This window comes from Azospirillum agricola (assembly GCF_017876095.1).
GTDB classification, from domain to species: Bacteria; Pseudomonadota; Alphaproteobacteria; order Azospirillales; family Azospirillaceae; genus Azospirillum; species Azospirillum agricola.
This window is the reverse complement of record NZ_JAGINM010000022.1, coordinates 52229-75212: the sequence shown is the minus strand read 5'-3', so window position 1 is coordinate 75212 and position 22984 is coordinate 52229. Positions and strand designations below refer to the sequence as shown.

Sequence of the window (22984 nt, the reverse complement as noted above, 5' to 3'; positions counted from 1 at the left end):
GATTTCCGGCGAATTCCTGGGCATGCTGCTTCTGATCACCAGCGCCGCCGCCCTCGGCCTGTCCATCGTCATCGACGTCGGCCGCGTCAGCGCGGAGAAGACGCGCGAGGCGATGAACCAGCGCCTCTACGACAAGAGGCGCGCGGCCCTCGCCGAATGGCGGCAGAAGAGCGAGCGCAAGCGCGGCGAGCTCATCGACCAGCAGGCCCGCTTCACCGAGTTCAACGCCCGCCGCCAGAAGGCGCTGACCGAGCTGCGGGCCCTCGAATACGCCAAGATCGAACTGGTCCACGAGCTGGGCGAGCCCGAGGGGAACAACGACATCTATTGGGCGCAGGTCGTGCCGGCGCCGAACTTCGCGGAGCTCGACCGCAAGGACATCGTGTTCTCCCGCCAGATCTGGGAATTCCGCAACGTCGCCCACATCTCCGCCGCGTCGGCCGACCAGGCGCACGCGATCGTCCGCGGCAGCTTCGGTCCGCGCAACGGCCTCGCGGTCTCGCCCGTCGTGCCCCTGGCGCTCGCCCCCGATCCCGAGGCGGAGGCCGTTCCCGCATGACCGGGATGATGCTGTACATCGCGTTGGGACTGATGGTGCTGACCGTCCTGTCCAACCGCTATTGGCGCCGCCAGCTCGTGCTGACGCGCATCGCCATGAGCAAGCTGAAGGACAAGGTCGACGACGCCGGCAAGGAGCTGACCGACGCCGCCGCCGACCACGCGCATCTCGCCCAGCAGCACGCCGACATGGAGAAGCGCGTCCAGAAGGCCGAGGTCGATCTCCAGGCCGCCCTCCAGGAACTCGACCAGAAGAAGGTGGCGCCGCTCGACCGCTACTTCATCTTCGACCGGCTGGAACCGCGCCCCGGCCGCTTCTGGGAGGTGGCGGTGCGCCACAGCGCGGCGGGGATGCATCTCGGCGACATGCGCGGCTTCCGCGGCTGGTCCGGCATCCGCCGCTACATCCTGATCGCCGACAGCGAGCGCGACGCGCGCGACCGGGCGTCGTCGCGCTTCCCCCGCAAGGTCGGATTCGAGGTGGTCGAGGTGGCCGGCTGCCGGGTGAACGGCCTGTCGGTCAGCCGCATCGCCGAACTCAGCACCTTCCGCAAACCCGGCAAGGACGAGGAGGACGGCGCCGCCAAGGCGCCGCGCAAGGCGTCGGTCGCCCGGTCCTGACCCCGTATGCAAGTCTCGAAACGGTCACGCCGATTTCCGCTGTTTTTCCGTCGGTTATAATGCTTCCCTGCGGAGGCGTGTCGGCTGGGACGGAAACGGGGTTCGCCGGGGATGGATGCTGTCGGTCGATCGGGGGCGCTGCCGGTCATCGCGAGCCTGCTGCTGTTGGGTCTGTTCACCGCCGCCGGGTTGTCGGCCCTGCCCCTGCGCGGGGCGCCGCCCAGCCTGTTCTTCACCCCGGCGGTCCCGGACCCGCTGCCCGCCCTGTCCGGCGGCATCCCGGTCCTGACCCTGCGGGCCGACCGCACGACGATCCGCTCCGGCTACGCCACCCGCGAGTCCACCGGCCAGCCCGGCGGACGCCTCCGCGTCACGCTCTACGACCCCTACGAGCCGCTGCTCGCCCAGGCGAGCGAGGGCGTGCTGTTCTCCGCCGACCTGCGGACGCTGTGGATGCTCGCCACCGACGAGGAGCGGACCCGGCTGCGCGAGGGGTTCACCGAACTGGCCCAGTCGCTGCGCCGGTCGGCCGACGCCATCCTGCATTCGCCGGAGTTCAACGCCGACTACCGCCCGGCCCTCCAGGAGGCCGCGCGCAACGCCATCGAGGCGGCGTGGCGGTCGCCGCGCACCCGCGCCGCCTATGACGAGATGATGCGCGGGGCCGAGCCGGTGCTGCGCGACACCGCGCTGCGGGAGATCCGGCCGATCCTGCTGCGCCGGGTCGACGGGCTGATCTGGGACACCGTGCAGGCCAACATCGGCACCGTCCTCGACGTGTTCAACGCCCGCCCCTGGAACACCGCGCCGATCGAGCAGGCGCTGGAGGGGGCGTTGCGCGACATCCGCGACCAGGGCGTGATGGAGCGCATGGTCGCCAGCATCTTCGAGACCCGCCAGACCAAGGCGTTCCTCCAGGTCTTCGCCGGCACCACGATGGACATGCTGGCCGCCGACCGGACGGTCGAGAGCACGCTGGTCCGGCTGGCCACCGACCCGCGCATGACCGCCTACCTGACCCCGATGGCCCAGCCGGCCAACGCCCTGTCGCTGGCCGCGCCCCGCATCCTGTTCGGGGTGCGCGACGGCAGCGACCTGAACGCCATGGCGGCCTACACCTTCAACGGCCTGATCGCCGGACGTCCCGGCCCGGTGGTGATCCTGATGAGCCCCCAGCAACGCGACGAGATGCTGCGCCTCGATTCCCGCGCGCCCAAGCTTCTGGTGCGGAGCCTCACGCCGTGACGCCGATGGCCTCCGACGACATCCTCATCGAGAATCTCACCATCGACCGCCCCGGCGGCGGCCGCGTGCTGAACGACACGACGCTGCGCATCCGGGCCGGCGAGGTGGTGCTGCTGATCGGCCCCAGCGGCGGCGGCAAATCCACGCTGGTCAAGCTGCTCGGCGGCCTTCTGGAGGTCGGCGAGGGAGGCTGGACGGTGGGTGGGCGCCTGCGCCACGGCGACCGCGGCATCGACCTCGCCACCGAGCGCAGCGACATCGGCGGCATCGTCTTCCAGGAACACGCGCTGTTCGACGACCTGTCGGCGATGGAGAATCTGCGCATCGCCGCCGACCACGCGCCGGGCCGCCACCCGGCCCCGATGGGCGACGCCCAGGGGCTGCTGGCCGACATCGGGCCGGACAAGCGCATCGCGTCGTGCAGCGGCGGCCAGCGCCAGCGCCTCGCCATCGCCCGCACCGTGCTGGCCGACCGCCCGGTCCTGCTGTTCGACGAGCCGAACTCCGGCCTCGACGTCGTGTCGGCCCGCCGGCTGGGCGAGCTGATCCGCGGCCTGTGCCGGGGCATGGGCAAGCCGGCGCTGATCGTCGCCCATCATGTGAAGGATCTGCTGCCGATCGCCGACCGCGTGCTGCTGCTCGACACACGCGGCCGCCGGCTGGTCGAGGTGCCGCCCGACGCCGATCTGGTGGAAGCCGAGCTGCTGAAGACCGACAGCGGCGACGCCATCCCGGCCGCCGCCATCCGGCCCCAGGGCCAACCGCCGGCCGCCGTCGCGGGCAACCCCTGGCCGGCGACCATCCGCCGACGGTCGCGGGCGCACTGGTTCCTGCGCTATCTCGCCGAGTATTTCTGGGCGCTCTGCGTCTCCCCCCTGATGCTGATCTACATGGGGATGGGGGCGCTGATCATGGGCTTCGTGTCCATGTGGTTCGGCTTCAACTACAATTCCTTCGGCGGTTTCCTGAAGTCGGTGCTGCACGACGAGACGCTGACCGGGGTCGGGCTGGTGCAGGGCACCATCGCGGTGCCCTTGATCAGCAGCATCCTGTTCGTCGCCCGCAACAACGCCATCATCGCCGCCGACATCGGCAACCGGGTGCTGTCCTCGCAGTTCAAGGCGATGGAGAATCTGCGCATCCCGGCGCGCGGCTACATCTTCACCGCCATCATCCTGAACATGGTGGTGGGCTCCGGCCTGCTGCTGCTGGTGTCGCTGGCGGTGGCGAGCTGGGGGTCGATGGAGACGTGGCACCTGCTGTTCCCCCAGCAGCACCGCGAGCTGTGGCAGGAGCATTTCTTCCGCAAGCTGCTGACCGAAGGGCTGACGCCGTCGCCGAAGATGGGCTGGGTGCTGCTGAAGGTGGCGCTCAGCGGGCTGCTGGCCGGGGCGATCGCCATCGCCATCGGGATGGGGCGCAAGGATTCGGTCATCGCCATCAACACGGCCATCGCGCAATCGATCATCGCCGGCGTGACCGTGACGCTGCTGGTCCATGCGCTGGTGTCGGTGCTGACGCTGACCTTCTGAAACCGTGGCGGAGGCGCCCGGACCAGGACGTTATGCGACGCCGCATACGGCCTTGCCGGGTTTTCTCTTCGGATGTACTTACAATGGGCCAGTCGAGCGAGGTGATGCATGTCGGGTGACCAGGATTCCTCCACACCGAACACGGTCTCCCAGGCCGTTTCCCCATCGGCGTCCGCATCCGGCACGGGCTATCGCGCCGCCGGCGGAACCACGACGATGGCGGCGGTGGCGCTGGTCGCCGCCATCACCTCGGCCTTCTGGGCGCCGCCGCTCTTCAAATTCATGCACCTGCGCACGCCGGCCGCCACCGCCCAGGCCCGGCAGGACGTCGAGATCGGCCGCCTGAACCAGTCGGTCGCCGATCTCGAACGCAAGCTGGCGGACACCAGCGCCACGCTGGCCAGGGCCCAGCAGGACGCCGCCGCGGCCAAGGCCGCGCAGTCCGCCGCCGAGACGCGGGTCGGTCTGGTCGCCCTGGTGCAGCTCCAGTCGGCGTTGCGCCGCCCCGGCCCCTTCGACGTCGAGCTGGCGCTGGCCCGTGCCTCCAACCCGGACCTCGGCGCTCTGGAGCCGGCGCTGGCGGCGGTGGAGAAATACGCCGCGACCGGCATCCTGGTCGGCTCGCAACTCCGCCAGGAGTTCCGCGACCTCGCCGACGAGCTGGGCCGCCGCGACTTCAAGGTGATTCCGGTCGCCTGGATCAACTCCCTGCTCGGCCGCCCGGCGCCCGGAGAGGAACCGCAGAGCGTCGTGCCGCCGATCGAGCGCGCCTCCGTCGTCGCCGACCGGGTCAAGGAGCGGCTGGCCGGCGGCGACCTCGACGCGGCGGTCCACGAGCTTTCGCCGCTCAGCGGCGAGGCCGCCGCCCTCGTCGAAAGCTGGGTTCAGGAGGCCCGCGCCCGCATCGCCGCCGACGCCGCCATCGCGAAGCTGGCCGACCGCATCGGCGGCAAGCTGGCCCGCCCGTGAGGCTGCGGCCGCTCCTCGCCACCGGCCTGCTGGCGCTGACGGGCTTCGCCGTCCCCGCGGCGGCCGAGGGTGTGTCCGTGCCGGCGGAAGCCCCGCCCCACTCCGCCGCGCCGGTACCGGCCGGCGGCATCCTCGACGGCTACAGCCGCTTCATGTTCGACGCCAACCGGGCTTTGTACGCCAGGCTGGACCAGGCGTCGGCATGGTGGTCGGGCACGCCGGCGGGGGCGGCGAATCCTCCCGCCGCCCCCGCCGCCGGGAGCGGCGGACTCGGCAACGTCGTCGCCAACCTCGTCAACGAGCCGGTCACCGCCGTCACCGCGCTGGCGGTCGGCGAGTTCGGCGGCAGCTGGCGGTCCGTGGAACGCTTCGCCATCAACAGCACGGCGGGCGTGCTCGGCTATTACGACACGGCGACGGCCTGGGGGTACGAATCCACCCACACCGACCCCGGCCTCAGCCTGTGCAAGGCCGGGGTCGGCGAGGGTCCCTATCTCGTCCTGCCCTTCATCGGCCCGCGCACGATGCGCGACGCGGTGTCGGACGTGGTGCTGACCAACGCGGTGCTGTGGATCGCGGCGGGCAGCCTGTTCGGCACCGGGGCCAGCGTGCAGACCATCGTCATCGCCGAATCGGTGGAGGTGGTCGCCGACATCGTCGCCACCCGCCAGATCGACCCGCAGGCCAAGGCCCTCGGCTTCACCGACTACGACGCCACGCGCGACCGCTACCTGGCCCAGCGCCGCGCCCGCTGCGCCGCCCTGCGCGGCGCGGCCGCCAGCCAATCCTGAGCGTGCGCTACTCCACCTCGGCCTGGAACAGATACCCCATGCCGTGGACCGTCACGATCCGCGTCGGTTCCGCCGGATCGGGCTCGACGACCCGGCGCAGGCGGCGGACCAGACGGTCGATGGAGCGGTCGTAGGGCACGCTGTCGCCGCGCAGGGTCAGATCCAGCAGGTCGTCGCGGGTCAGGACCCGGCCGGGATTCCCGACGAAGGCGGCCAGAAGTTCGAACTCGGCCGAGGTCAGGCGCATCTCCTCCCCCGCCGGGTCGCGCAGGCGCCGCTTGTCGAGGTGCAGTTCCCACCCCTCGAACCGCTTCACCCGGCCGGTGGGCGCCGCGGCCGGCTTGGCGGCGACACGGCGCAGCAGGCTGCGGGTGCGGGCCAGGATCTCGCGCGGCTCGAACGGCTTGGTGATGTAATCGTCGGCGCCCAGTTCCAGCCCGACGATGCGGTCCATCCGGTCGGAGCGGCCGGTGATCAGAATGATGCCGATGTTGGAACTCGCCCGCAGCTCGCGCGTCACCATCAGCCCGTCCTTGCCGGGCAGACGGATGTCGAGCAGCAGCAGGTCGATCCGCCCGCGCGCCAGCAGGGCCGACAACTGGTCGCCGTCGCGGGCCAGCATCACGCGGTAGCCCTCGCCCTCCAGATAGGATTTCAGGGTTTCGCGGGTGATGGGGTCGTCGTCGACAACGGCGATCGTGTGCATCGTCCCCCACGGCTGCGGCATGGCCGGCCGGGGGTCCGGCGCCGATGGCCGGGCGCCGGTGGCCCGGCTGAGAAATTATCGGGTCGCCGGTGCCGGCACAACCCGTTCGTGTCCTCCGCAAGGCGGGACGGATTGTCGGCGTCCGGCGCTGTTCCGCATGGTGACAATTCCGCCCCACTGGACAATTCGGGCGGAGAATGTCATCTTTGTATCCATGACAAGTTGGACACCGGATCTGAACGGCCGCAGCGGCCCGCTGTACCGCGCCATCGCCGACGCGCTCGCCGAGGGCATCGCGGACGGCTCGCTCGCCGTGGGCACCCGGCTGCCGACCCACCGCGACCTCGCTTTCCGGCTTGGCGTCACCGTCGGCACCGTCACCCGCGCCTACGCCGAGGCGGAAAAGCGCAGCCTGATCGGCGGCGAGGTCGGGCGCGGCACCTTCGTGCAGGGACAGCGGCCGCCCGCCGCTCCGTTGCCGCTGAGCTGGACTCCCCCGTCCGTTCCCGGCGGGACGGGGCCGATCAACATGACGACGATCCGGCCCGAGCACGCGGTCGCCGTCCAGTCCCTGGGCACAACGCTGAACGCCATCGCCGCGTCGGGACAGGCGGCTGACCTGCTGGGCTACGCGCCGCACGCCGGCCTGCCCCACCACCGGGCCGCCGGAGCGGCGTGGCTGGAACGTCAGCACCGGGTGTCGACGACCGCCGGTTCGGTCCTGATGACCACCGGAGCGCAGAACGCCATGGCGGTGGCGCTCGCCGCCGTGGCGCGGCCGGGCGACGTCATCCTCGCCGAGCGGCTGACCAACATCGGCTTCAAGACCCTGGCCGGAACCCTCGGCTACCATCTGGAAGGCGTCGCCCTCGACGAGCACGGGATCATGCCCGACGCCTTCGACAGCGCCTGCCGCCGGTTGGGGCCGAAGGCGCTGTATCTGGTGCCGACCATCCATAATCCGACCGCCGTGGTGATGCCGCAGGCGCGCCGGGCCGAGATCGCGGCGATCGCGCGGCGCTATGGCGTCATTCTGATCGAGGACGACGTGTTCGGCTTCATGGTGCCCGACGCGATGCCGATCCAGACCATCGCGCCGGACATCACCATCTATGTGACCAGCCTGTCGAAAAGCGTGTCGGCCGGCCTGCGGATCGGCTACGCGGTGGTCCCGCCCGATCTACAGCCGCGCGTCGAGGCGGCGATCCGATCGCTGCAATACTCCGCCCCCACCCTGCCGGCGGAGGTGGCGTCGCGCTGGATCCAGGACGGCACCGCCGACCGCGTCGCCGAAACGCAGCGCGTCGAGGATCTGGCCCGACAGCGCCTCGCCCGCTCGATCCTGCCGGTGGAGACGGTCTACGGCCACCCGGCGGCGCAGCATCTCTGGCTGGTCCTGCCGGAACCGTGGCGGCGCGAGGATTTCGTTCTGGAGACCCGGCGGCGCGGCGTGATCGTCACCGGAGCCGACGCCTTCGCGGTCGGCCGGGCCAGCGCGCCGCACGCGGTGCGCGTCGGCCTGTGCATGCCCGGCACCCGCGACGAGGCGGCGCGCGGCCTGCGCGCCATCGCCGATTCGCTGGAGGCGCCGGCCTCGGCGATGATGTCCATCGTCTGAGCGGACAGCCGGACGGAACGGCGGATACGGAACGGTCCCCGCCCAGGGTCGGGACGGGGACTGTCCGGGCGATCAGGCGGCGACCTTCTCGACCTGCCCGTCAAGGCCCATCAGCAGAAGCTCGACCTCCAGATCCGGGTGGCGCTCCGTCACCATCGCCTTCAGCCTGGCCAGATACTGGCCATGCACGTCGGCTTCCTTGGCCGCGTCGCCCTTCAGATCCAGGCCGAGGAACACCTTGTAGGCGCCGCAGTCGCGGTGGTCCATGACGACCAGCTTCTTGATGTGGTGCAGGTCCTTGGCCACCGCGACATGGTCCCAGAAGGCCTCGCCCCAGCTCGGCTTCTTGTCGGTCAGGGCGCCCAGGCTGGCGCCGGCCAGCACGATGTGGTCGTAATTGGCCTGGAGGTTGCGCGACTGCATGTAGCTGGCGACATGCCCCATCAGGCGGTAGTCCATGCAGGACAGCAGCAGCGTGTCGACGCCGCCGCCGGCCCGCGCCACGCCCGGCATCACCGGCGCCAGCAGCGACACGCCGGCACCCAGCGCCGCCAGCTTCAGGAACGAACGCCGCGAATTCCGCTCGCCTTGGCAGCAGCCCTGCCCATGCTCTTGATCCATGCTCGACACCCCTTCCGTCAACGCGTCGGTGACTTCCCGTCGCATCATCGCAGGGAGCAGGAAAATTTCAATATCGCGGCTTATACGAAGCGAAAAAGCAATAAAAACTTAAGAGAGAGCGACACAATCGGAACAGCCCCGTTTACGCTTGCTGCTCGGAACGGGGCGGGGGGAGCGGATCGGGGAACGGCCGCGAAACGAAACGGGCCGCCCCCGCGAGGGGACGGCCCGTCTCATGACATGGCGGCGTGCCGGTCGTCAGCCGGGCGTGCTGCTCGTCGCCGGGGTGCCGCTCGAACCCGTGGTGCTGGTTGCGGGCGGCGGCGAAGCGCTCGCGCTGTGACTTGGCGAACAATCCGCGTTGGCGATCCCCGCCGTCAGGAGAGCGGCGAGACCGAACAGGGCGGCAACGACCGGACTTGCTCCATGAGACATTGGATCACCTCCTTTCTGAAATGTTGCGACACGGCAGAGATTGCCACAGCGGCGCGCTGGGTCAATCCCCCTCTCCCAAACGAACAGGAGGGGGCTGGAGAGCCGGGCCGTCAGCCCTGCGTTTCCAGCAGGCCGCTCATCGTCGCGAACAGCTCCGACTTGGCCTCGAATCCGACGCCCGGCAGGTCGGGCAGGCGGACGCGCCCGTCCTCCACCGCGATGCCGTCGGCGAAGCCGCAGAAGGGCTTGAAGACGTCCGGGTAGGATTCGTTGCCGCCCAGATGCAGGCCGGCGGCGATGTTCAGCGACATCTGGTGGCCGCCGTGCGGCACCACCCGGCGGCTCGACCAGCCATGCTCGGCGAGCATGTCGAGCGTCCGCAAATACTCGACGAGCCCGTAGCTGAGCGCGCAGTCGAACTGCAACCAGTCGCGGTCGGGCCGCATCCCGCCATGGCGGATCAGGTTGCGGGCGTCCTGGTGGGAGAACAGATTCTCGCCGGTCGCCATCGGGCCGTCGTAATGGTTGGCCAGCTCGGCCTGGAGCGCGTAGTCGAGCGGGTCGCCGGCCTCCTCGTACCAGAACAGGCCATAGGGCTTCAGCGCCTCGGCGTAGGCGACGGCGGTCTTCAGGTCGAAGCGGCCGTTGGCGTCGACGCAGAGGTTGGCGCCCTCGCCCACCACCTCCAGCACGGCGTCGATGCGGCGCAGATCCTCGTCCAGCCCGTTGCCGATCTTCATCTTCACGACCTTGTAGCCACGGTCGCGGTAGCTGCGCATCTCGTCCTGGAGCGCCTTGGTGTCCTTGCCGGGGTAGTAGTAGCCGCCGGCCGCGTAGACCCACACGCTGTCGTCGGCCACCCCGCCGCGGTAGCGGTCGGCCAGCAGCCGGTAGAGCGGCTTGCCGGCGATCTTCGCCACGGCGTCCCACACCGCCATGTCGATGGTGCCGACGGCGACCGAGCGCTCGCCATGGCCGCCCGGCTTCTCGTTGGTCATCAGCCGCGCCCAGATGCGGAACGGGTCGAGGTTCCCGCCCGACTCGTCGAGCAGGCTGTCGGCCGGCGCGCTCATCAGGCGCGGGATGAAGCGCTCGCGCAGCAGCCCGCCGGCGGCATAGCGCCCGTTGGAGTTGAAGCCGTAGCCGATCACCGGCTTGCCGTCGCGCACCACGTCGGTCACCACCGCGACGACGCTGCACGTCATCTGGCTGAAGTCGATGTAGGCGTTGGCGATGTCGGACTTGATGCCGGCGGTCTTCTCGCGGATCTCGACGATGCGCATGGCGGTTCCCTGGGGCTGGCGGTGGAGAGCGGTGATGGCAGTTGCCACACTCTAGGGATGGACGGCCCCGCCCGGCCAATGCCAGAGTCGGAACGCGTTATGTCCGTTCGGCATGGTGATGGAACTTTCCTGGCTCGACGATTTCCTGGCGCTGGTCGACAGCGGCAACTTCTCCCGCGCGGCGGAGGCCCGCCACCTGACCCAGCCGGCCTTCAGCCGCCGCATCCGCGCGCTGGAGGACTGGGTGGGAACGCCCCTGTTCGACCGCGCCGGCCAGCCGGTGGCGCTGACCGAGGCCGGACGGCGCTTCCGCCCCTTCGCCGACGAGACGGCGCGCCGCCTGCTCCAGGGCCGCGAGGAGGCGCGGCTCGCCGCCCAGACGGAGGCCGCGACCCTGCGCTTCGCCGCCACCCACGCGCTGTCGCTGACCTTCTTCCCGCATTGGCTGCGGACGCTCGAATCGCGGGCGCGGCTGGGCGCGATCACGCTGGCGTCGGACAGCCTGGAGGCCTGCGAGCGCATCATGCTGGCCGGGCAGGCGCAATTCCTGCTGTGCCACGCGCACGCCCAGTCGGCCGCCGCCGGACGACTCGACGCCGACGCCTTCCGCTCGGTGGTGGTCGGGTCGGACCGGCTGGTCCCGGTGACCGCTCCCGACGGCGTGGGCGCGCCGCGTCACCGCCTGCCGGGCGGCGACTCGGCGCCGCTGCCGCATCTCTCCTACAGCCGCGAATCGGGCATGGGCCGCATCCTGGAGGCGGTGCGGGCGTCGTCGCCGGTGCCGGCGGTGCTGGACACGGTGTTCACCTCGCACCTCGCGGCGGTGCTGCGGACGCTGGCGCGCGACGGGCGGGGCGTGGCCTGGCTGCCGGAAAGCCTGATCGCCGAGGATCTCGGGCGCGGCGCGCTGGTGCCGGCCGGGGAACCGCACTGGAGCGTTCCCGTGCAGATCCGCCTGATCCGCCCCCGCTCGCGCCAGAGCAAGGCCGCCGAGAATTTCTGGACCCTGGCGGTGGAGGCGGCGCTGTGGCGCAACGCCGATCCAGCCGCCGACAGCGCTCCGGTTGCCCATCCAGAGCCGGTTGCCGAAAAAGAGTTGTGATCGTTGCGGTTCCCGGTGAAACGGCGGTTGACAAACCGGAAAACCGACGTTCAGGGAGTCGATTTCGGTGGCGCTTCCCCTTTCGATCGGGCAAAATTTGCCTATTGAAAAAATCAGGGCTGCCCCGGCAGCCGGAGGAAGCATCATGGGCGTCAGCGGCATCGGCGGTATCGGCGGCTACCAGCAGCCCTACACCACCCCGCTCAGCAGCGGTCCAGCGGCCGCGCAGCGGTCGACCTCCCCCGTGGAGACCGCGCAGGAGGAGGAGGCGGAACGCACCCGCCGCACCCAGGAGGCGCAGACCAGCACCCAGAGCGGCTCCTCGGGCGGCAACACGACGCCGACGCGCGGCCAGAACCTGAACATCACGGTCTGATCGGCAGGGATCCGTTTCCAGCGCTCTGCCGGGGACCGGCGGCGACCACCGACAACCACCACAATGGCCAAGGCGGGAGGCACCGATGGACATCCGCAGCGTTTCCGGCGCATCGGCAAGCCGGCCGGCGGCTTCCCAGACGCCCGAGGCCGTGGTGGAAACCGCCGACCGGGCGGAGTCCGACTCGCCCTCCCCCGCCATCACCGGCGCCAAGACCAGCGGCGTCGGCGGCTACATCAGCCCCTTCCTGCGCTACGACCAGGGGGCGCGGGTCGCCGTTCTGCTGTTCCGCGACATCGACACCGGCGAAACCCAGGACCAGATCCCCTCCCAGCGCGTGGTCGAGGAATACCGCCGCACCGCCGGCCGTCTGTCGCCGTCCACCGAGAGCGACGGCCACATGGCGACCAATGCGGGGGCAGCCGATGCGGGAGGGGCGGGCCGCGATGGAGCCGCATCCGCTTTCGGGACTGGAGGCACGGGAACCGGCACGGCGGCGAGCCGCGGAATATCCTTCGCCTCGTTCGGTGCGTCCGCTTCCGCCGGCGCCAGCCTGGGAATCTCCGGGACCGGCGGCTCCGCCCCCGGTCCTGCGGCTTCCGGCGCCGTCCCGCCGCCGCTGGCGGGAGGCGGCGGGGGAACGGCCTCGCCGGGCGGTCTGGTTTCGGTGACGGTGTAGGCGAACCGCCCGGCTCTGCATAAGAGCGCCTGACAGAAGCTTGGGTCGTCTCTGGACTCGTCATCCCCGCGAAGGCGGGGATCCAGAGTTATCCGAGCGGAACCCATGGGAAAAGCCTGGATCCCCGCCTTCGCGGGGAGGACGGTTCCATTGGGCACCGATGGCGAAAACGGAATTCTGTTCGGCGCTCTGAGTCGGCCCGGAAAAAAACCCGGCCGTGCGACCGCTCACCCCCGCGTGGCCCCCTCGGAGGGCTGCTCGGATGCCGCGATGGCGGCCTTTTCCTGCTCGACAACCTCCAGAATGCGGCGCAGCGCGGCGGCCGAGATCGGCGACTCCATGGTCAGGCTGTCGGCGAACTTGCGCAGGGCGCCGATGCTGCGGCGCTTGACGACGTGATCCTCGTCACCGTCCCGGATGGGCTCGACCACCGGCCCCTTGTAGAAGCTGCCGCGAAAACCCCATTGCCGCCGGCCGTCGGCCCGCCATTCGGTTCCGTCGGACAACACCATGCAGCGATTGTCATGGGTGTAGCGCTCCACCGTCGCGATGGATTGCGGGCCGGACTGTCCGCTGTGGATGGTCACGCGGTCGCCGACACGGAAGCTGGCGGCTGTGGTGGTCAAAATGATTGTCTCCCGACTTAAGGTCAGGTCGCGCGGGGCAGCCGCACGCCGGGGCGAAGCCCCCTGTCGTATCCCACATCCGGGGCGGTTTCGGGAAGCGCCCGCTGGGTTTCGACCGCCGCCCTCAGGCGATCCTTCGCGGCGTCCCGGCTGTCGGGCGCCGCGCCGCCGGCCACCTTCGGGCCGCTCTTCACACCCGTGGGCCGCAACCCGTTGAGCGCGGCGAGAAAACTGGAGCCCGCCGCCTTCACCGTCCTGACCGTCGGCCGGGCGGAAGGCGCCGGCGTGTCGAGCGCCGACAGATCCAGGGCTGGAATTTCCAGGGTCGTGGCGTCGGCGCGGCCGGCGCGAACCTGTGCGTGAGCCTCCGCCTTGGCGCGCTCGACGATGCGCACCCGCAGTTCCGGCTCCAGGGTCTTGAAGACGCGGGCGGCCTCGTTCAACTCCCGCTCCGACCGGGAATCGGCGGCGCGGTTCAAGGCGTTGGTCAGCAGGCGGAACTCCAGGACGCCGGGAACCCGCTCGCGCTCGACGGCGCGGGCAAGCACGGCGATGGCTTCCAAGGTGTGGTGGTCGAGTGTCGCGGAAGCCATCGATGGGGGGCCGGTTGTTCGTGGACGCAGTATCGACAGGCACGGATCGCCGTTCAACCCATCTTTGCAGCGGGGGGCCGGGTTCTATCTTCCCGACGAGGCGTTCTTGACCGACAGGACGGGCCGCGCCCGGCCCGTCGACTCATCTCCCTCCGCGCTCTCATGGCCCCGGTCCTGCTCGACGGCGCCCCGCCGTTGCAGCCATTCGGCGACGATCCAGCACAGCGCCGCCCAGGCGGCGCCGATGCACCAGCCGGCCAGCACGTCAGTCGGCCAATGGACCGCCAGATAGACCCGGCTGGCGCCGATCAGCAGGGTCAGCAGCATGGCCCAGACCAGCAGATAGGCCTTCACCCGCCGCCCGGCGACGAACTGGGCCAGCAGGGCGCCGATCGTCAGGTAGACGATCGCCGACAGCATGGCGTGGCCGCTGGGGAAGCTGGCGGTGACGACGAGGTCGCCATGCGGCACCAGATCGGGCCGCGCCCGCCCGATCATCGCCTTCAGGCTCGAACTCAGCGCCATGCCGCCGCCGACCGACACGAGCACCAGCAGCGCCGCCGCCCGCTTGCGCAGCAGCAGCAGGAAGCCCAGCGCCGCCACCGTGGTCAGGGTGAGGATGGTCGTGCTGCCGAGCGAGGTGAGGTCCCGCGCCATCCGCGCCAGCCACCAGGGGCCGCCGGGCTGGTCCGGGTCGGCCGCGTCGCGCATCGCCAGCAGCAGCGCCTTGTCGAAGGCGAGCGTGTCGCCCTCCACCACCTCGCCGGCCAGTTCGACGAAGGCGAAGAGAAGGCCGGCGATGAGGGAGAGCCCGAGAAGAAGGCCGAGCTGATGCCGGCCGAGCCGCGCCCAGAACCCGTTTTCCAACCGATCCTTCCAGCCCACCGGCGCCCTCCCTGCGTGTCGGTCTATCCCGCCGTCAGCAGGCGCCGCGGCGTCCCGGCGCTCCAGGCCAGGATGTCCTCCAGGGCGTCGCGGTAATAGACCGCGTAGTTGTCCTGGGTGACATAGCCCAGATGGGGCGTCAGCACCGTGTTGGGAAGATCGAGCCAAGGGCTGTTCGCCGAAAGAGGCTCGACGGGAAAAACGTCGAGTCCGGCACCGGCGATGCGTCCGTCGCGCAGCGCCGCCATCAGCGCCGCCTCGTCCACCAGCCCCGCGCGCGATGTGTTGACGAACAGGGCGGTCGGCTTCATGGCGGCGAACTCGTCGGCGCCGATCACCCCGCGCGTCCGCTCGCCCAGCACCAGATGGACGGAGACCACGTCGGCGGTGGCGAACAGGTCGCGCTTCTCCAGCCGGGCCGCGCCCGCCGCCGCCGCGCGCTCGTCGGTGAGGTTGGGGCTCCAGGCCGCCACCTCCATGCCGAAGGCCTGCCCGACTCGGGCGACCTGCGTGCCGAGCTTGCCGAGCCCGACGAGCCCGAGCCGCCGGCCCTCCAGGCTGCCGGTGAGGCCGGTCTGCCAGCGTCCCTCGCGCAACGCCCGGTCCTCGGCGGGGATTCGCTTGACCAGGGCGAGGATCAGGCCCCAGGCCAGCTCGGCGGTGGGGGCGCCGACCGCCCCGGTGCCGCAGACGGTCACGCCGCGCGCCGCGCAGGCGGCGAGGTCGATGGCGTTGTTGCGCATGCCGGTGGTGACCAGCAGCCTGAGGTTCGGCAAACGCTCGACCAGCGCCGCCGGGAAGGGCGTGCGCTCCCGCATGATCACCAGCGCGTCGAAGGGCGCCAGCGCCGCCGCCGCCGCGTCGAGATCGCCGAGCGGACGGTCGAACACGGTCAGGCCGCTGCCCGCCGGCAGCCGCGACCAGTCGGCGAGATCGCGGGCGACGTTCTGGTAGTCATCGAGAATGGCGACGGAGAGGGACATCGGCGCGACCTCGTGCAGGGGGAGACCAATCGGTGCGGGTGGAGCGGGCCGGCCCCCTGGCCGCCGCCCTTCTCCCTTCCGTCATGGCCGGACCCGCCCCAAACCATCCACGGGCGAACCCGTCCCGGCGGTTCGCGGCCGTGGATGCCCGGCGCGGGGCCGGGCATGACGTCGTGTGGAGAAGGCGGGGCGCCGCCGGTCGGACAGGCGCCGGAACCGCGTCACTTCGTGAAGTAGGGCGCCAGATTCGCGCGGATGCGCTCCAGCACCGGCACCGCTTCCGCGGGAACCTCGAAGGGGCGGCCGGTGATGGTCTCGCCCGCCTCGATGTAGACCTTGGCGGCCTGGAGCACCACCTCGCCGGGGATCTCCGGCAGTTCGTCGGCGTAGGGGTCGCAGCGCGCGGTCACCCAGCTCCGCACGAAATCCTTGTCGAAGCTCTCCGGCCGCTCGCCGGCGGCGAAGCGCTCCGGGTAGCTGCCGGCGAACCAGTAGCGCGAGCTGTCCGGCGTGTGGATCTCGTCGGCCAGCAGGATGTTGCCGTCCGCGTCGAATCCGAACTCGTACTTGGTGTCGACCAGGATCAGGCCGCGCTCCGCCGCCATCGCCTGGCCGCGCGCGAACAGGGCGAGCGCCTTGTCCGACACCTCGTCCCACTGGGCGCGGGTCAGCAGCTTCTGCTCGACGATGGCGGCGGCGGTCAGCTCCTCGTCGTGGCCGGCGTCGAAGGCCTTGGTCGTCGGGGTGATGATCGGCGCGGCGAGCTTCTGGTTCTCGCGCAGCCCGTCGGGGAAGCGGTGGCCGTACATCTCGCGGCGGCCCTTCTTGTACATCGACCAGATCGACGTGCCGGTGGTGCCGGCCATGTAGTCGCGGACGACGACCTCGACCGGCATGATGGTCAGCCGCTTGGCGACCACGACGTTGGGGTCGGGATACTCCAGCACATGGTTGGCGCAGATGTCCTTCGTCGCCTCGAACCAGAAGCGGGCGGTCTGGGTCAGCACCTGGCCCTTGAAGGGCAGCGCCGTCAGGATGCGGTCGAAGGCCGACAGCCGGTCGGTGGTGATCAGAATGCGCCGCCCGTCGGGAAGGTCGTAGTTTTCCCGCACCTTCCCACGGTAATGATTGGGAAGCTCCGGAATGGAGGCGTCCTTCAGGACGTTGGTCAGGTGCGGGGCAAGCAGGGCGGTGTCAACCATGGGGCACGGATCCGGCAGAACAAGAGGGCGGCATGATACCCGAAACCTCGCCGGGAGCCAGGACGCTAATTTCCAAGGGAGGAACGCTTCGCATGCATGACGAGGCCTATGGCGGCTACGACCTGCCGCCCCGGACCATCCGGGTGTGGTTCGCCGACCTGCGCGCGCTGGACGGCCGGCTCGCGCCGCTGCGCGCCCTGCTGAGCGACGACGAGATCGAACGGGCCCAGCGCTTCACCATGGAGCGGCTGACCAACCGCTTCATCCTGCGGCGCGGGCTGCTGCGCGTCCTGCTCGGGCGCTGCGCCGGCCGGGCGCCGGAAAGCCTGCGCTTCGACTATGGCAGCCACGGCAAGCCCTCGCTGCCCGGCGGCCCCAGCTTCAACCTCGCCGACAGCGAGGATTCGGTGGCCATCGCGGTGGCGGCGGAGGGCCGGATCGGCGTCGACATCGAGCGGCTGCGCGAGGTCGAGAGCGCCGACGGCATCGCCGACCGCTTCTTCCACGCGTCCGAGAACGCCGCCCTGCGCGCCCTGCCCCCGGAGCGGCGCGACGAGGGCTTCCTGCTGGCCTGGACCCGCAAGGAGGCCTTCATCAAGGCGGCGGGAATCGGCCTGTCGATGCCGCTCGACCAGTTCGCGGTGTCGGTGACGCCGGACGCCCCGGCGGCGGTGCTGGCGGTCGACGAGGCCCTGCGCGGCGACGCCGGCCGGCCGGAGGACTGGTCGCTGTTCGACCGCCGGGTCCTGCCCGACACGGTGGCGGCGGTGGCCGCGCACGGCACCGGCTGGACCGTCGAAACCCGGCTGGTCGGAGAGGCGCTCTTCACGGGCGCGGCCGCGCCGCAGGTCAGCGCACCGTCCTGACCTCCCAGCCGATGCGGGCGGGCTGTTCGCCGAGGTCGAGCGAACCGATGACGATCTCGCCCCGTCCGGACAGCGGCGCCTCCTCCCCCTGCTTGAGCAGGCGGGTGTCGCCGCCGGCCGGCATCAGCCGGGTGCCGTTGCGGCTGAGATCCTCGACCACGCAGGCGCCGTCGCGGATGCGGATCGCCGCGTGCCGACGCGACGCCGAGGCGTGGTCGAGCACGATGGCGCAGTCCGACGCGCGGCCGACGACGATCTCCGCCCCGTCCTCCGCCAGGGTCGCAACGCGCCCCTGGTAGCTCACCGTCACGACGGGCCGGCCCGGCCGGGGGGCGCGGATCTCCAGCGTCTCGTTCTGGCGCAGCCCCGGCGGCAGGGTCAGCGCCCGCTGCTCGTCCGGGATGGCGGCGATCTTGGCGATCAGGCCTTCCGCCAGCGCGCGCGGAATGCCGGCGGCGCGCAGCCGCCGCCCCAGCCCGTCGCGGACCTCCTGGACCGAGACGCCGGGCGCCGCCAGCTCGGCGGCCGACTTCACCCGGCCGAACTCGTCGGCGACGCGCTGGATGAGGAAGCTGATCTTGCGCCGGCCATAGTCGCCGGTCGCGAGATCCAGCAGGTAGCCCAGCCGCGCCGCCGTCGAGTCGAGCCGGCCGGCCAGACGCAGCACCGTGTCCTCGAACGGACAATCCTGGCCGCCGACGCCCCAGACGGTCTTGCCGCGCTTGGTCAGCGCCTCCGCGATGCCGGGGCCGCCCAGGAAACCGTCGAAGGACACCATGCCGTCGGCGATGGCCTGGAACGCCCTGGCCTCGCTGGCCGGACCGGTCTTGGTCAGAGGGTTCAGCCCCTCCAGCCCGCCCCGGACACGGCGCAGCAGGGCGTCGCGCACCTCGCGGAAGCCGCCGCCGCCGACCGCGCCGGACAGGGCCAGAAGCGGATCGGTGTTGGGCAGACGGTCGTCGAGATCGCCGCGCAGCACCGCCAGCAGCGACAGCAGCGCCGAACCGAGATCGGGCGCGTAGCCGATCAGGGCGCGGATCGGCTCGCGGCCGTCGATGATCTCCGCCAGGAACTCGTCGGCCAACCGCGTGCTCTCGGCGTCGCCCTCCTGGTGCAGGCGCAGGATGGCGGCGGTCTTGGCGCCCCATTCGCGGTGCGGCTCCAGCAGCGCGCCCACGGCGTGGGTGACGATGCGGTCACGCTCCTCCGGCGGGCGGCCGACCAGCGCCGCCAGCAGCCCGCCGACGCCGCCGCGCGCCAGCGCCTGGTCGTAGGGGGCGAGGCTGTCGCCCTGCTGGGCCAACGCCTTCAGCGCCGTGAACAGGCGCAGGAGCTGGTCGTGGCGATCCTGCGGCTTCTGCCCGGCCATCGGTGCCTGGAGGGTCGCCAACCGGCTGACCGCCGGGTTGAACAGCAACGCCTCGCGCTCGAAATGGCGCAGCGGGTAATAGCGGTGGAGCTGCTCCGCCGGGATGACGCCCTGGTCGTCCCAATAGCCGCGCAGCAGCCGCAGCAGGGTCATCCGGCTGTCGAACGAAAAGACCTGGAGAACGTCGGTGCAGAGATTGGCCTCGCTGATCGGCGAGATCGTCGTCAGCCTCTCGCCGCCGGCCGATGCCTTCTGGAAGATGGTTTCCTCCCGGCCGGCGCCATTGACGCGGACGATGCGGACCACCGGGAATTTCGCGAGCCGCAGCAGATAGTTCGCGCGTTCCGTCGCGGCCTTCTCATCGTCGAAGACGCCGTCGATGTTGGGTTTTCCGCCCTGCTCGACCACCACCTCGAAGCGCGTCTCGCGCCGTTTGGACATCGCCATAGCGCCCCCTCGGCCGGCGTGGCACTCCGGCTACGTTCCCTGCCCCGTTTTCCAGCGCCATATCCTTTGAAACTTTATGGCACGCCGGATGAAGCGACGGCAAGTCTCCGTCCCAGTTCCGGCCCGGGGCGGCGCATCGGAAACGCGACGCCACCCGCCGCCGCCGCCCGGGGCGAGAAGCCGGCGCAAGAAAAATGCCGGCGGATGGACAGGAAATACAACATTGGCGGGTGTAAATTCTCCCGCCGCAGCCGGAACGGGGCTTGAGTATATCCATGATTCAGATCCGGGAATAACCTGGATTGGCAAAGACGCCGTTCCGCCATAGGTTGATGTCGACACTCACCGAACCCGCCTGCCTTCATCAGACCGCCGAAGCCGAGGACCGTTGCCCCGATGCCGCCCGACCCGTCCCGGACGTCACACCCCGCGCGCAGTTTCCTGCGGCGATCCCTGGAACGGCAGGACATCGCCGCCAACCGCTACCACGACCACCGGCTGGGCGCCGAGATCGTCAACATCGTCGTCGGCGGCTGCGTGGTCAGCGACGATCCCAAGGTGATCGTGACCACCACGCTCGGCTCCTGCGTCGCCGCCTGCCTCTACGACCCGGTGGCGGGGATCGGCGGCATGAACCATTTCCTGCTGCCCGACGCCGGGCTCGACACGCTGTCGCTGGCGTCGCGCTACGGCAGCGCCGCGATGGAGCAGCTCATCAACCGCCTGCTCTCGGCGACGGCGCGGCGCGAACGGCTGCGCGCCAAGATCTTCGGCGGCGCCAACGTCAACCTGATGACCCTGCCCGGCTCCAACATCGGCGAGCGCAACGTCGAGTTCGTCATGGAGTATCTGGCCACCGAAGGCATCCCGACCCTGAGCTGGGACGTCGGCGGCTCCACCCCGCGCGCGGTGCGCTTCTTCCCGACCACCGGGCGCAGCCAGCGCCGGCTGATCGGCGGCGAGACCCTGCGCGACGTCGCCCGCAGCGAATCCTCCTTCATCGAACATCTGCGCCGCAGCGAGATCGAGGGCGAGGTCGAGCTGTTCTGACCGGGGGTGCCTCACGGAGGCGTCGTGGAGAGACCGACATGGCCGAAACCCTGTTCCGCATCGCCAGCTTCAATCTGGAGAATCTCGACGACGACACCGCCGATCCGCCCTTCGAGGCGCGGATCGCCACCCTGCGGCCCCAGCTGGAGCGGCTGGCCGCCGACATCCTCTGCCTTCAGGAGGTCGACGCCCAGCACCCGGTGAAGAGCGAGCCGCGCGTCCTGCGGGCGCTCGGCCGGCTGCTGGAGGGCACGCGCTACGCGGATTTCCACGTCACGGCGGGCGACGGCGCCACCCCGGCCGACCGCCACAACCCGGTGGTGGTCAGCCGCTGGCCGATCAGGGCGGCGCGCCTGCTGCGCCACGATCTGGTGCGGCCGCCGCAAATCCGCTTCGCCACCGCCGACCCGGCGCAGGACGCCCCGGCGGAGGTCGAATGGGACCGCCCGGTCCTGCACGCCGAGGTGACGCTGCCCGACGGGCGGGCCCTGCACGTCTTCGACCTGCATCTGCGCTCGCCGCTGGCCGCTCCGGTGCCGGGCCAGAAGGCGGGCGCCTTCACCTGGAAGACGGCGGGAGGCTGGGCCGAGGGCTTCTACCTCGCCTCGGTCAAGCGCGCCGGACAGGCGCTGGAAACCCGGCTGGCGGTGGATCGGCTGTTCGACGCCGATCCCGACGCGCTGGTGGTGGTGGCCGGCGACTGCAACGCCGAGCTGGAGCAGACCCCCGTGCGCATCCTGCGCGCCGACCCCGACTTCACCGGCAACGAGGAGCTTGCGGCCCGCGCCCTGATCCCGCTGGAACAGCAGCTTCCCGAGGAGCGCCGCTTCTCGGTGCTGCACGGGGGCACCCCGGTGATGCTCGACCATCTGCTGGTGTCGCGGGCGCTGGCCGGCTGGTTCCGCGAGGCCGAGATCCACAACGAGGCCCTGCGCGACGAGGTTCTCCAGGCGACCGACACGCCGACGCCCGAGAGCCACCACGCCCCGCTGGTCGCCAGCTTCGCACTGCCGGGGTGAAGGCTCCCCGTCACGCCCGCATGTAGCCCCAGCCCTCGGCCTGCGCCTCGGCGATGTCGAGCACGCCGGCCTCGACCACCGTCAGGCCCGACGCCGGCCGCCCCAGCTTGGCCAGCGTGTTGCCGCACAGCCGCAGCAGCGGGTCGGTGTCGGGATCGGGCCGGTCGAGCGCCGCCGCCACCGCCTCGGCGTTGGCGACGATGCGGATGGCGCCGTCCGGCCGCGCCTTTCGCAGGTTGGCGGCGTTGCGCCGCGCCCGCTCCAGCGCGGCGGCGGTGGGGGCGTGGATGACCAGCCGAAGGGGAACGCCGGCCATCGCTCAGCCCGCCTTCGCCGCGTCGTGGAAGGAGAAGTCGAACAGCGCGTCGATGTCCACCGGGTCGGTGATCTGCCCCAGCCCCTGCTGGAACGCCTGCATGCGCTTGGTCGAATCGACGATGGAGCGGGGATCGTCGACGAAGTTCGTCGCCTCGGAGGTCAGGGCCGCCCGCATCACCGCCGGTTCGATCAGCCCCTTGCCGATGGCGGCGGTGACATGCTCGGCGGTGCGGTCCGGATTGGCCCTGGCGAAGGCGGTGGCGCGGATGTGCAGCCTGACCAGCGCGGCGACGGCGGCGCGGTCGCGGGCGATCGCCGCCTCGGTCACGGCGAGGACGGCGCCGGGCTGGCCGGGGAACATCGTGCCGGCGCGGGCGACGATCCGCGCGTCGGGCAGGCGGGACTGCACCAGGGTCAGGGTCGGCTCCAGGATCGAGGCGCCGTCGACCGCGCCCGACAGCAGGGCCTGCTGCACCTGCTCGTCGCCCATGCCGACCACCTGGATGTCGGCGGCGGGAATCCTGGCGACCTCCGCCGTCCAATGCCGCAGAACGAGGTCGGGCACCGAGCCGGCGGGCAGCGAGGCGATCTTGGCCGGGCGCCCCTGCGCGGCGCGGAACGCCCTGAAGCCGTCGGCCGGGCTGGCGGCGCCGGCGACCGTCTCGGCGAGCGGGCCGCGGCCGATCAGGGCGACCTGATCGATCACGTTGGCGGCGACCACCTTCAACGGAACCCCCTTCGAGCGCGCGATCATCGCCGGACCGATCCCGACATAGGCGACGTCGAGCGTGCCCGACGCGAGCGCCTGGATCATCGCCGGCCCCGACTGGAAGCCGGTCGTCGCCAGCTCCAGCCCCGCCTCCCTCGCCCAGCCCTCGCCGGACAGCACATAGAGCTGGGTCATCGGGATGATCGGGATGTAGCCGACCCGCAGCGTCGTCGCCGCGCGGGTCGGGTGCGGAAGGGCGGCGCTTCCGGCCAGGGCGGCGGCGGAAAGCAGCAGGGCGCGGCGGTTCAAGGGCATCGTCTGGTTTCCCGGTGGTCCATGGAAAACACCCTAGGACGGCGGCCTTGGGAAATCAATTCACGT

24 protein-coding genes are annotated in these 22984 nt (G+C 70.9%); 13 read left to right on the top strand and 11 right to left on the bottom strand.

Annotated features, from left to right (window positions below):
* Positions 1-22: 22 nt before the first annotated feature.
* From J2847_RS26655 to J2847_RS26630, 6 genes are all read left to right on the top strand, one after another.
* Positions 23-559 (top strand): hypothetical protein, encoded by a 537-nt coding sequence (locus tag J2847_RS26655; protein ID WP_233474805.1) that lies wholly within the window; start codon positions 23-25, stop codon positions 557-559.
* A complete protein-coding gene (locus J2847_RS26650; protein WP_209781804.1) occupies positions 556-1179 on the top strand; it encodes a hypothetical protein in 624 nt (207 codons plus the stop codon). Before J2847_RS26655 ends, J2847_RS26650 begins: the two co-directional genes overlap by 4 nt.
* Before the next feature lie 111 nt (positions 1180-1290).
* A complete protein-coding gene (locus J2847_RS26645) occupies positions 1291-2424 on the top strand; it encodes a hypothetical protein (protein WP_209781803.1) in 1134 nt (377 codons plus the stop codon).
* 5 nt (positions 2425-2429) lie between these two features.
* Positions 2430-3956 carry an ATP-binding cassette domain-containing protein gene (locus tag J2847_RS26640; RefSeq protein WP_209781844.1) on the top strand — a complete coding sequence of 509 codons (1527 nt, stop codon included), beginning with the start codon at positions 2430-2432 and terminating at the stop codon, positions 3954-3956.
* A gap of 108 nt (positions 3957-4064) precedes the next feature.
* Positions 4065-4925 (top strand): MICOS complex subunit MIC60, encoded by an 861-nt coding sequence (locus tag J2847_RS26635; protein WP_209781802.1) that lies wholly within the window; start codon positions 4065-4067, stop codon positions 4923-4925.
* The gene (locus J2847_RS26630; RefSeq protein WP_325169492.1) at positions 4922-5716 is read left to right on the top strand and encodes an MlaA family lipoprotein; all 795 of its coding nucleotides are present in this window, start codon (positions 4922-4924) and stop codon (positions 5714-5716) included. The genes J2847_RS26635 and J2847_RS26630 overlap by 4 nt, the downstream gene beginning before the upstream one ends.
* Before the next feature lie 7 nt (positions 5717-5723).
* Here J2847_RS26630 and J2847_RS26625 read toward each other — a convergent pair whose 3' ends face one another.
* Positions 5724-6443: a response regulator gene (locus J2847_RS26625; protein ID WP_233474804.1), complete on the bottom strand. Its 720-nt coding sequence runs from the start codon at positions 6441-6443 to the stop codon at positions 5724-5726.
* Positions 6444-6636: 193 nt separating this feature from the next.
* On the opposite strand from J2847_RS26625, the gene J2847_RS26620 reads away from it, so the two are divergent.
* On the top strand, positions 6637-8040 hold the full coding sequence (locus J2847_RS26620; protein WP_209781801.1) for an aminotransferase-like domain-containing protein: 1404 nt from the start codon (positions 6637-6639) through the stop codon (positions 8038-8040).
* A 72-nt stretch (positions 8041-8112) separates the two neighbouring features.
* Here J2847_RS26620 and J2847_RS26615 read toward each other — a convergent pair whose 3' ends face one another.
* Together J2847_RS26615 and J2847_RS26610 are read right to left on the bottom strand one after the other, a co-directional pair.
* Positions 8113-8661, bottom strand: coding sequence for a carbonic anhydrase (locus J2847_RS26615; protein ID WP_209781800.1), 549 nt, complete (start codon positions 8659-8661; stop codon positions 8113-8115).
* A gap of 545 nt (positions 8662-9206) precedes the next feature.
* Positions 9207-10379, bottom strand: a complete 1173-nt coding sequence (locus J2847_RS26610) for a mandelate racemase/muconate lactonizing enzyme family protein (protein WP_209781799.1) — start codon at positions 10377-10379, stop codon at positions 9207-9209.
* Between the two features lie 112 nt (positions 10380-10491).
* On the opposite strand from J2847_RS26610, the gene J2847_RS26605 reads away from it, so the two are divergent.
* The 3 genes from J2847_RS26605 (at position 10492) to J2847_RS26595 (ending at position 12536) form a co-directional block, all read left to right on the top strand.
* Complete coding sequence (locus tag J2847_RS26605) at positions 10492-11481, top strand: LysR family transcriptional regulator (RefSeq protein WP_233474803.1); 990 nt, start codon at positions 10492-10494, stop codon at positions 11479-11481.
* Positions 11482-11626: 145 nt separating this feature from the next.
* The gene (locus J2847_RS26600; RefSeq protein ID WP_209781798.1) at positions 11627-11857 is read left to right on the top strand and encodes a hypothetical protein; all 231 of its coding nucleotides are present in this window, start codon (positions 11627-11629) and stop codon (positions 11855-11857) included.
* 85 nt (positions 11858-11942) lie between these two features.
* A complete protein-coding gene (locus tag J2847_RS26595; RefSeq protein WP_209781797.1) occupies positions 11943-12536 on the top strand; it encodes a hypothetical protein in 594 nt (197 codons plus the stop codon).
* A 227-nt stretch (positions 12537-12763) separates the two neighbouring features.
* Here the strand turns inward: J2847_RS26595 and J2847_RS26590 are convergent, their stop codons facing one another.
* The 5 genes from J2847_RS26590 to J2847_RS26570 form a co-directional block, all read right to left on the bottom strand.
* Complete coding sequence (locus J2847_RS26590) at positions 12764-13162, bottom strand: hypothetical protein (RefSeq protein ID WP_209781796.1); 399 nt, start codon at positions 13160-13162, stop codon at positions 12764-12766.
* A gap of 23 nt (positions 13163-13185) precedes the next feature.
* Positions 13186-13755 (bottom strand): hypothetical protein, encoded by a 570-nt coding sequence (locus tag J2847_RS26585; RefSeq protein ID WP_209781795.1) that lies wholly within the window; start codon positions 13753-13755, stop codon positions 13186-13188.
* 84 nt (positions 13756-13839) lie between these two features.
* Positions 13840-14640, bottom strand: a complete 801-nt coding sequence (locus tag J2847_RS26580; RefSeq protein ID WP_209781794.1) for a phosphatase PAP2 family protein — start codon at positions 14638-14640, stop codon at positions 13840-13842.
* A 23-nt stretch (positions 14641-14663) separates the two neighbouring features.
* Positions 14664-15623 (bottom strand): D-2-hydroxyacid dehydrogenase family protein, encoded by a 960-nt coding sequence (locus tag J2847_RS26575; RefSeq protein ID WP_209781793.1) that lies wholly within the window; start codon positions 15621-15623, stop codon positions 14664-14666.
* Positions 15624-15844: 221 nt separating this feature from the next.
* Positions 15845-16825 carry a phosphoribosylaminoimidazolesuccinocarboxamide synthase gene (locus tag J2847_RS26570; RefSeq protein ID WP_209781792.1) on the bottom strand — a complete coding sequence of 327 codons (981 nt, stop codon included), beginning with the start codon at positions 16823-16825 and terminating at the stop codon, positions 15845-15847.
* Positions 16826-16917: 92 nt separating this feature from the next.
* Here J2847_RS26570 and J2847_RS26565 point away from each other — a divergent pair, with 92 nt between their 5' ends.
* On the top strand, positions 16918-17691 hold the full coding sequence (locus J2847_RS26565; protein WP_209781791.1) for a 4'-phosphopantetheinyl transferase family protein: 774 nt from the start codon (positions 16918-16920) through the stop codon (positions 17689-17691).
* On the opposite strand, the gene J2847_RS26560 is transcribed toward J2847_RS26565, so the two are convergent.
* Entirely contained in the window at positions 17675-19507 is a 1833-nt protein-coding gene (locus J2847_RS26560; protein ID WP_209781790.1) for an FHA domain-containing protein, read from the bottom strand. The two genes, J2847_RS26565 and J2847_RS26560, sit on opposite strands and share 17 nt — an antisense overlap.
* Before the next feature lie 396 nt (positions 19508-19903).
* Between J2847_RS26560 and J2847_RS26555 the strand changes: the two genes are divergently transcribed.
* Entirely contained in the window at positions 19904-20557 is a 654-nt protein-coding gene (locus J2847_RS26555) for a chemotaxis protein (RefSeq protein WP_209781789.1), read from the top strand.
* A 38-nt stretch (positions 20558-20595) separates the two neighbouring features.
* Complete coding sequence (locus J2847_RS26550) at positions 20596-21576, top strand: endonuclease/exonuclease/phosphatase family protein (RefSeq protein ID WP_209781788.1); 981 nt, start codon at positions 20596-20598, stop codon at positions 21574-21576.
* A gap of 10 nt (positions 21577-21586) precedes the next feature.
* Here the strand turns inward: J2847_RS26550 and J2847_RS26545 are convergent, their stop codons facing one another.
* Both J2847_RS26545 and J2847_RS26540 read right to left on the bottom strand, forming a co-directional pair.
* Positions 21587-21892: a hypothetical protein gene (locus J2847_RS26545; protein ID WP_209781787.1), complete on the bottom strand. Its 306-nt coding sequence runs from the start codon at positions 21890-21892 to the stop codon at positions 21587-21589.
* A gap of 3 nt (positions 21893-21895) precedes the next feature.
* Positions 21896-22918, bottom strand: a complete 1023-nt coding sequence (locus J2847_RS26540; protein ID WP_209781786.1) for an ABC transporter substrate-binding protein — start codon at positions 22916-22918, stop codon at positions 21896-21898.
* Between the last annotated feature and the right edge of the window lie 66 nt (positions 22919-22984).

Excerpts from the sequence above, each read along its gene's own strand:
- J2847_RS26635 (WP_209781802.1), top strand. The coding sequence starts at position 4,065 with ATGTCGGGTGACCAGGATTCCTCCACACCGAACACGGTCTCCCAGGCC.
- J2847_RS26610 (WP_209781799.1), bottom strand. The coding sequence starts at position 10,379 with ATGCGCATCGTCGAGATCCGCGAGAAGACCGCCGGCATCAAGTCCGAC.
- J2847_RS26655 (WP_233474805.1), top strand. The coding sequence starts at position 23 with ATGCTGCTTCTGATCACCAGCGCCGCCGCCCTCGGCCTGTCCATCGTC.
- J2847_RS26575 (WP_209781793.1), bottom strand. The coding sequence starts at position 15,623 with ATGTCCCTCTCCGTCGCCATTCTCGATGACTACCAGAACGTCGCCCGC.
- J2847_RS26615 (WP_209781800.1), bottom strand. The coding sequence starts at position 8,661 with ATGGATCAAGAGCATGGGCAGGGCTGCTGCCAAGGCGAGCGGAATTCG.
- J2847_RS26565 (WP_209781791.1), top strand. The coding sequence starts at position 16,918 with ATGCATGACGAGGCCTATGGCGGCTACGACCTGCCGCCCCGGACCATC.
- J2847_RS26600 (WP_209781798.1), top strand. The coding sequence starts at position 11,627 with ATGGGCGTCAGCGGCATCGGCGGTATCGGCGGCTACCAGCAGCCCTAC.
- J2847_RS26555 (WP_209781789.1), top strand. The coding sequence starts at position 19,904 with ATGCCGCCCGACCCGTCCCGGACGTCACACCCCGCGCGCAGTTTCCTG.
- J2847_RS26585 (WP_209781795.1), bottom strand. The coding sequence starts at position 13,755 with ATGGCTTCCGCGACACTCGACCACCACACCTTGGAAGCCATCGCCGTG.
- J2847_RS26550 (WP_209781788.1), top strand. The coding sequence starts at position 20,596 with ATGGCCGAAACCCTGTTCCGCATCGCCAGCTTCAATCTGGAGAATCTC.
- J2847_RS26645 (WP_209781803.1), top strand. The coding sequence starts at position 1,291 with ATGGATGCTGTCGGTCGATCGGGGGCGCTGCCGGTCATCGCGAGCCTG.
- J2847_RS26560 (WP_209781790.1), bottom strand. The coding sequence starts at position 19,507 with ATGGCGATGTCCAAACGGCGCGAGACGCGCTTCGAGGTGGTGGTCGAG.
- J2847_RS26570 (WP_209781792.1), bottom strand. The coding sequence starts at position 16,825 with ATGGTTGACACCGCCCTGCTTGCCCCGCACCTGACCAACGTCCTGAAG.
- J2847_RS26595 (WP_209781797.1), top strand. The coding sequence starts at position 11,943 with ATGGACATCCGCAGCGTTTCCGGCGCATCGGCAAGCCGGCCGGCGGCT.
- J2847_RS26640 (WP_209781844.1), top strand. The coding sequence starts at position 2,430 with ATGGCCTCCGACGACATCCTCATCGAGAATCTCACCATCGACCGCCCC.
- J2847_RS26545 (WP_209781787.1), bottom strand. The coding sequence starts at position 21,892 with ATGGCCGGCGTTCCCCTTCGGCTGGTCATCCACGCCCCCACCGCCGCC.
- J2847_RS26625 (WP_233474804.1), bottom strand. The coding sequence starts at position 6,443 with ATGCCGCAGCCGTGGGGGACGATGCACACGATCGCCGTTGTCGACGAC.
- J2847_RS26540 (WP_209781786.1), bottom strand. The coding sequence starts at position 22,918 with ATGCCCTTGAACCGCCGCGCCCTGCTGCTTTCCGCCGCCGCCCTGGCC.
- J2847_RS26620 (WP_209781801.1), top strand. The coding sequence starts at position 6,637 with ATGACAAGTTGGACACCGGATCTGAACGGCCGCAGCGGCCCGCTGTAC.
- J2847_RS26650 (WP_209781804.1), top strand. The coding sequence starts at position 556 with ATGACCGGGATGATGCTGTACATCGCGTTGGGACTGATGGTGCTGACC.
- J2847_RS26605 (WP_233474803.1), top strand. The coding sequence starts at position 10,492 with ATGGTGATGGAACTTTCCTGGCTCGACGATTTCCTGGCGCTGGTCGAC.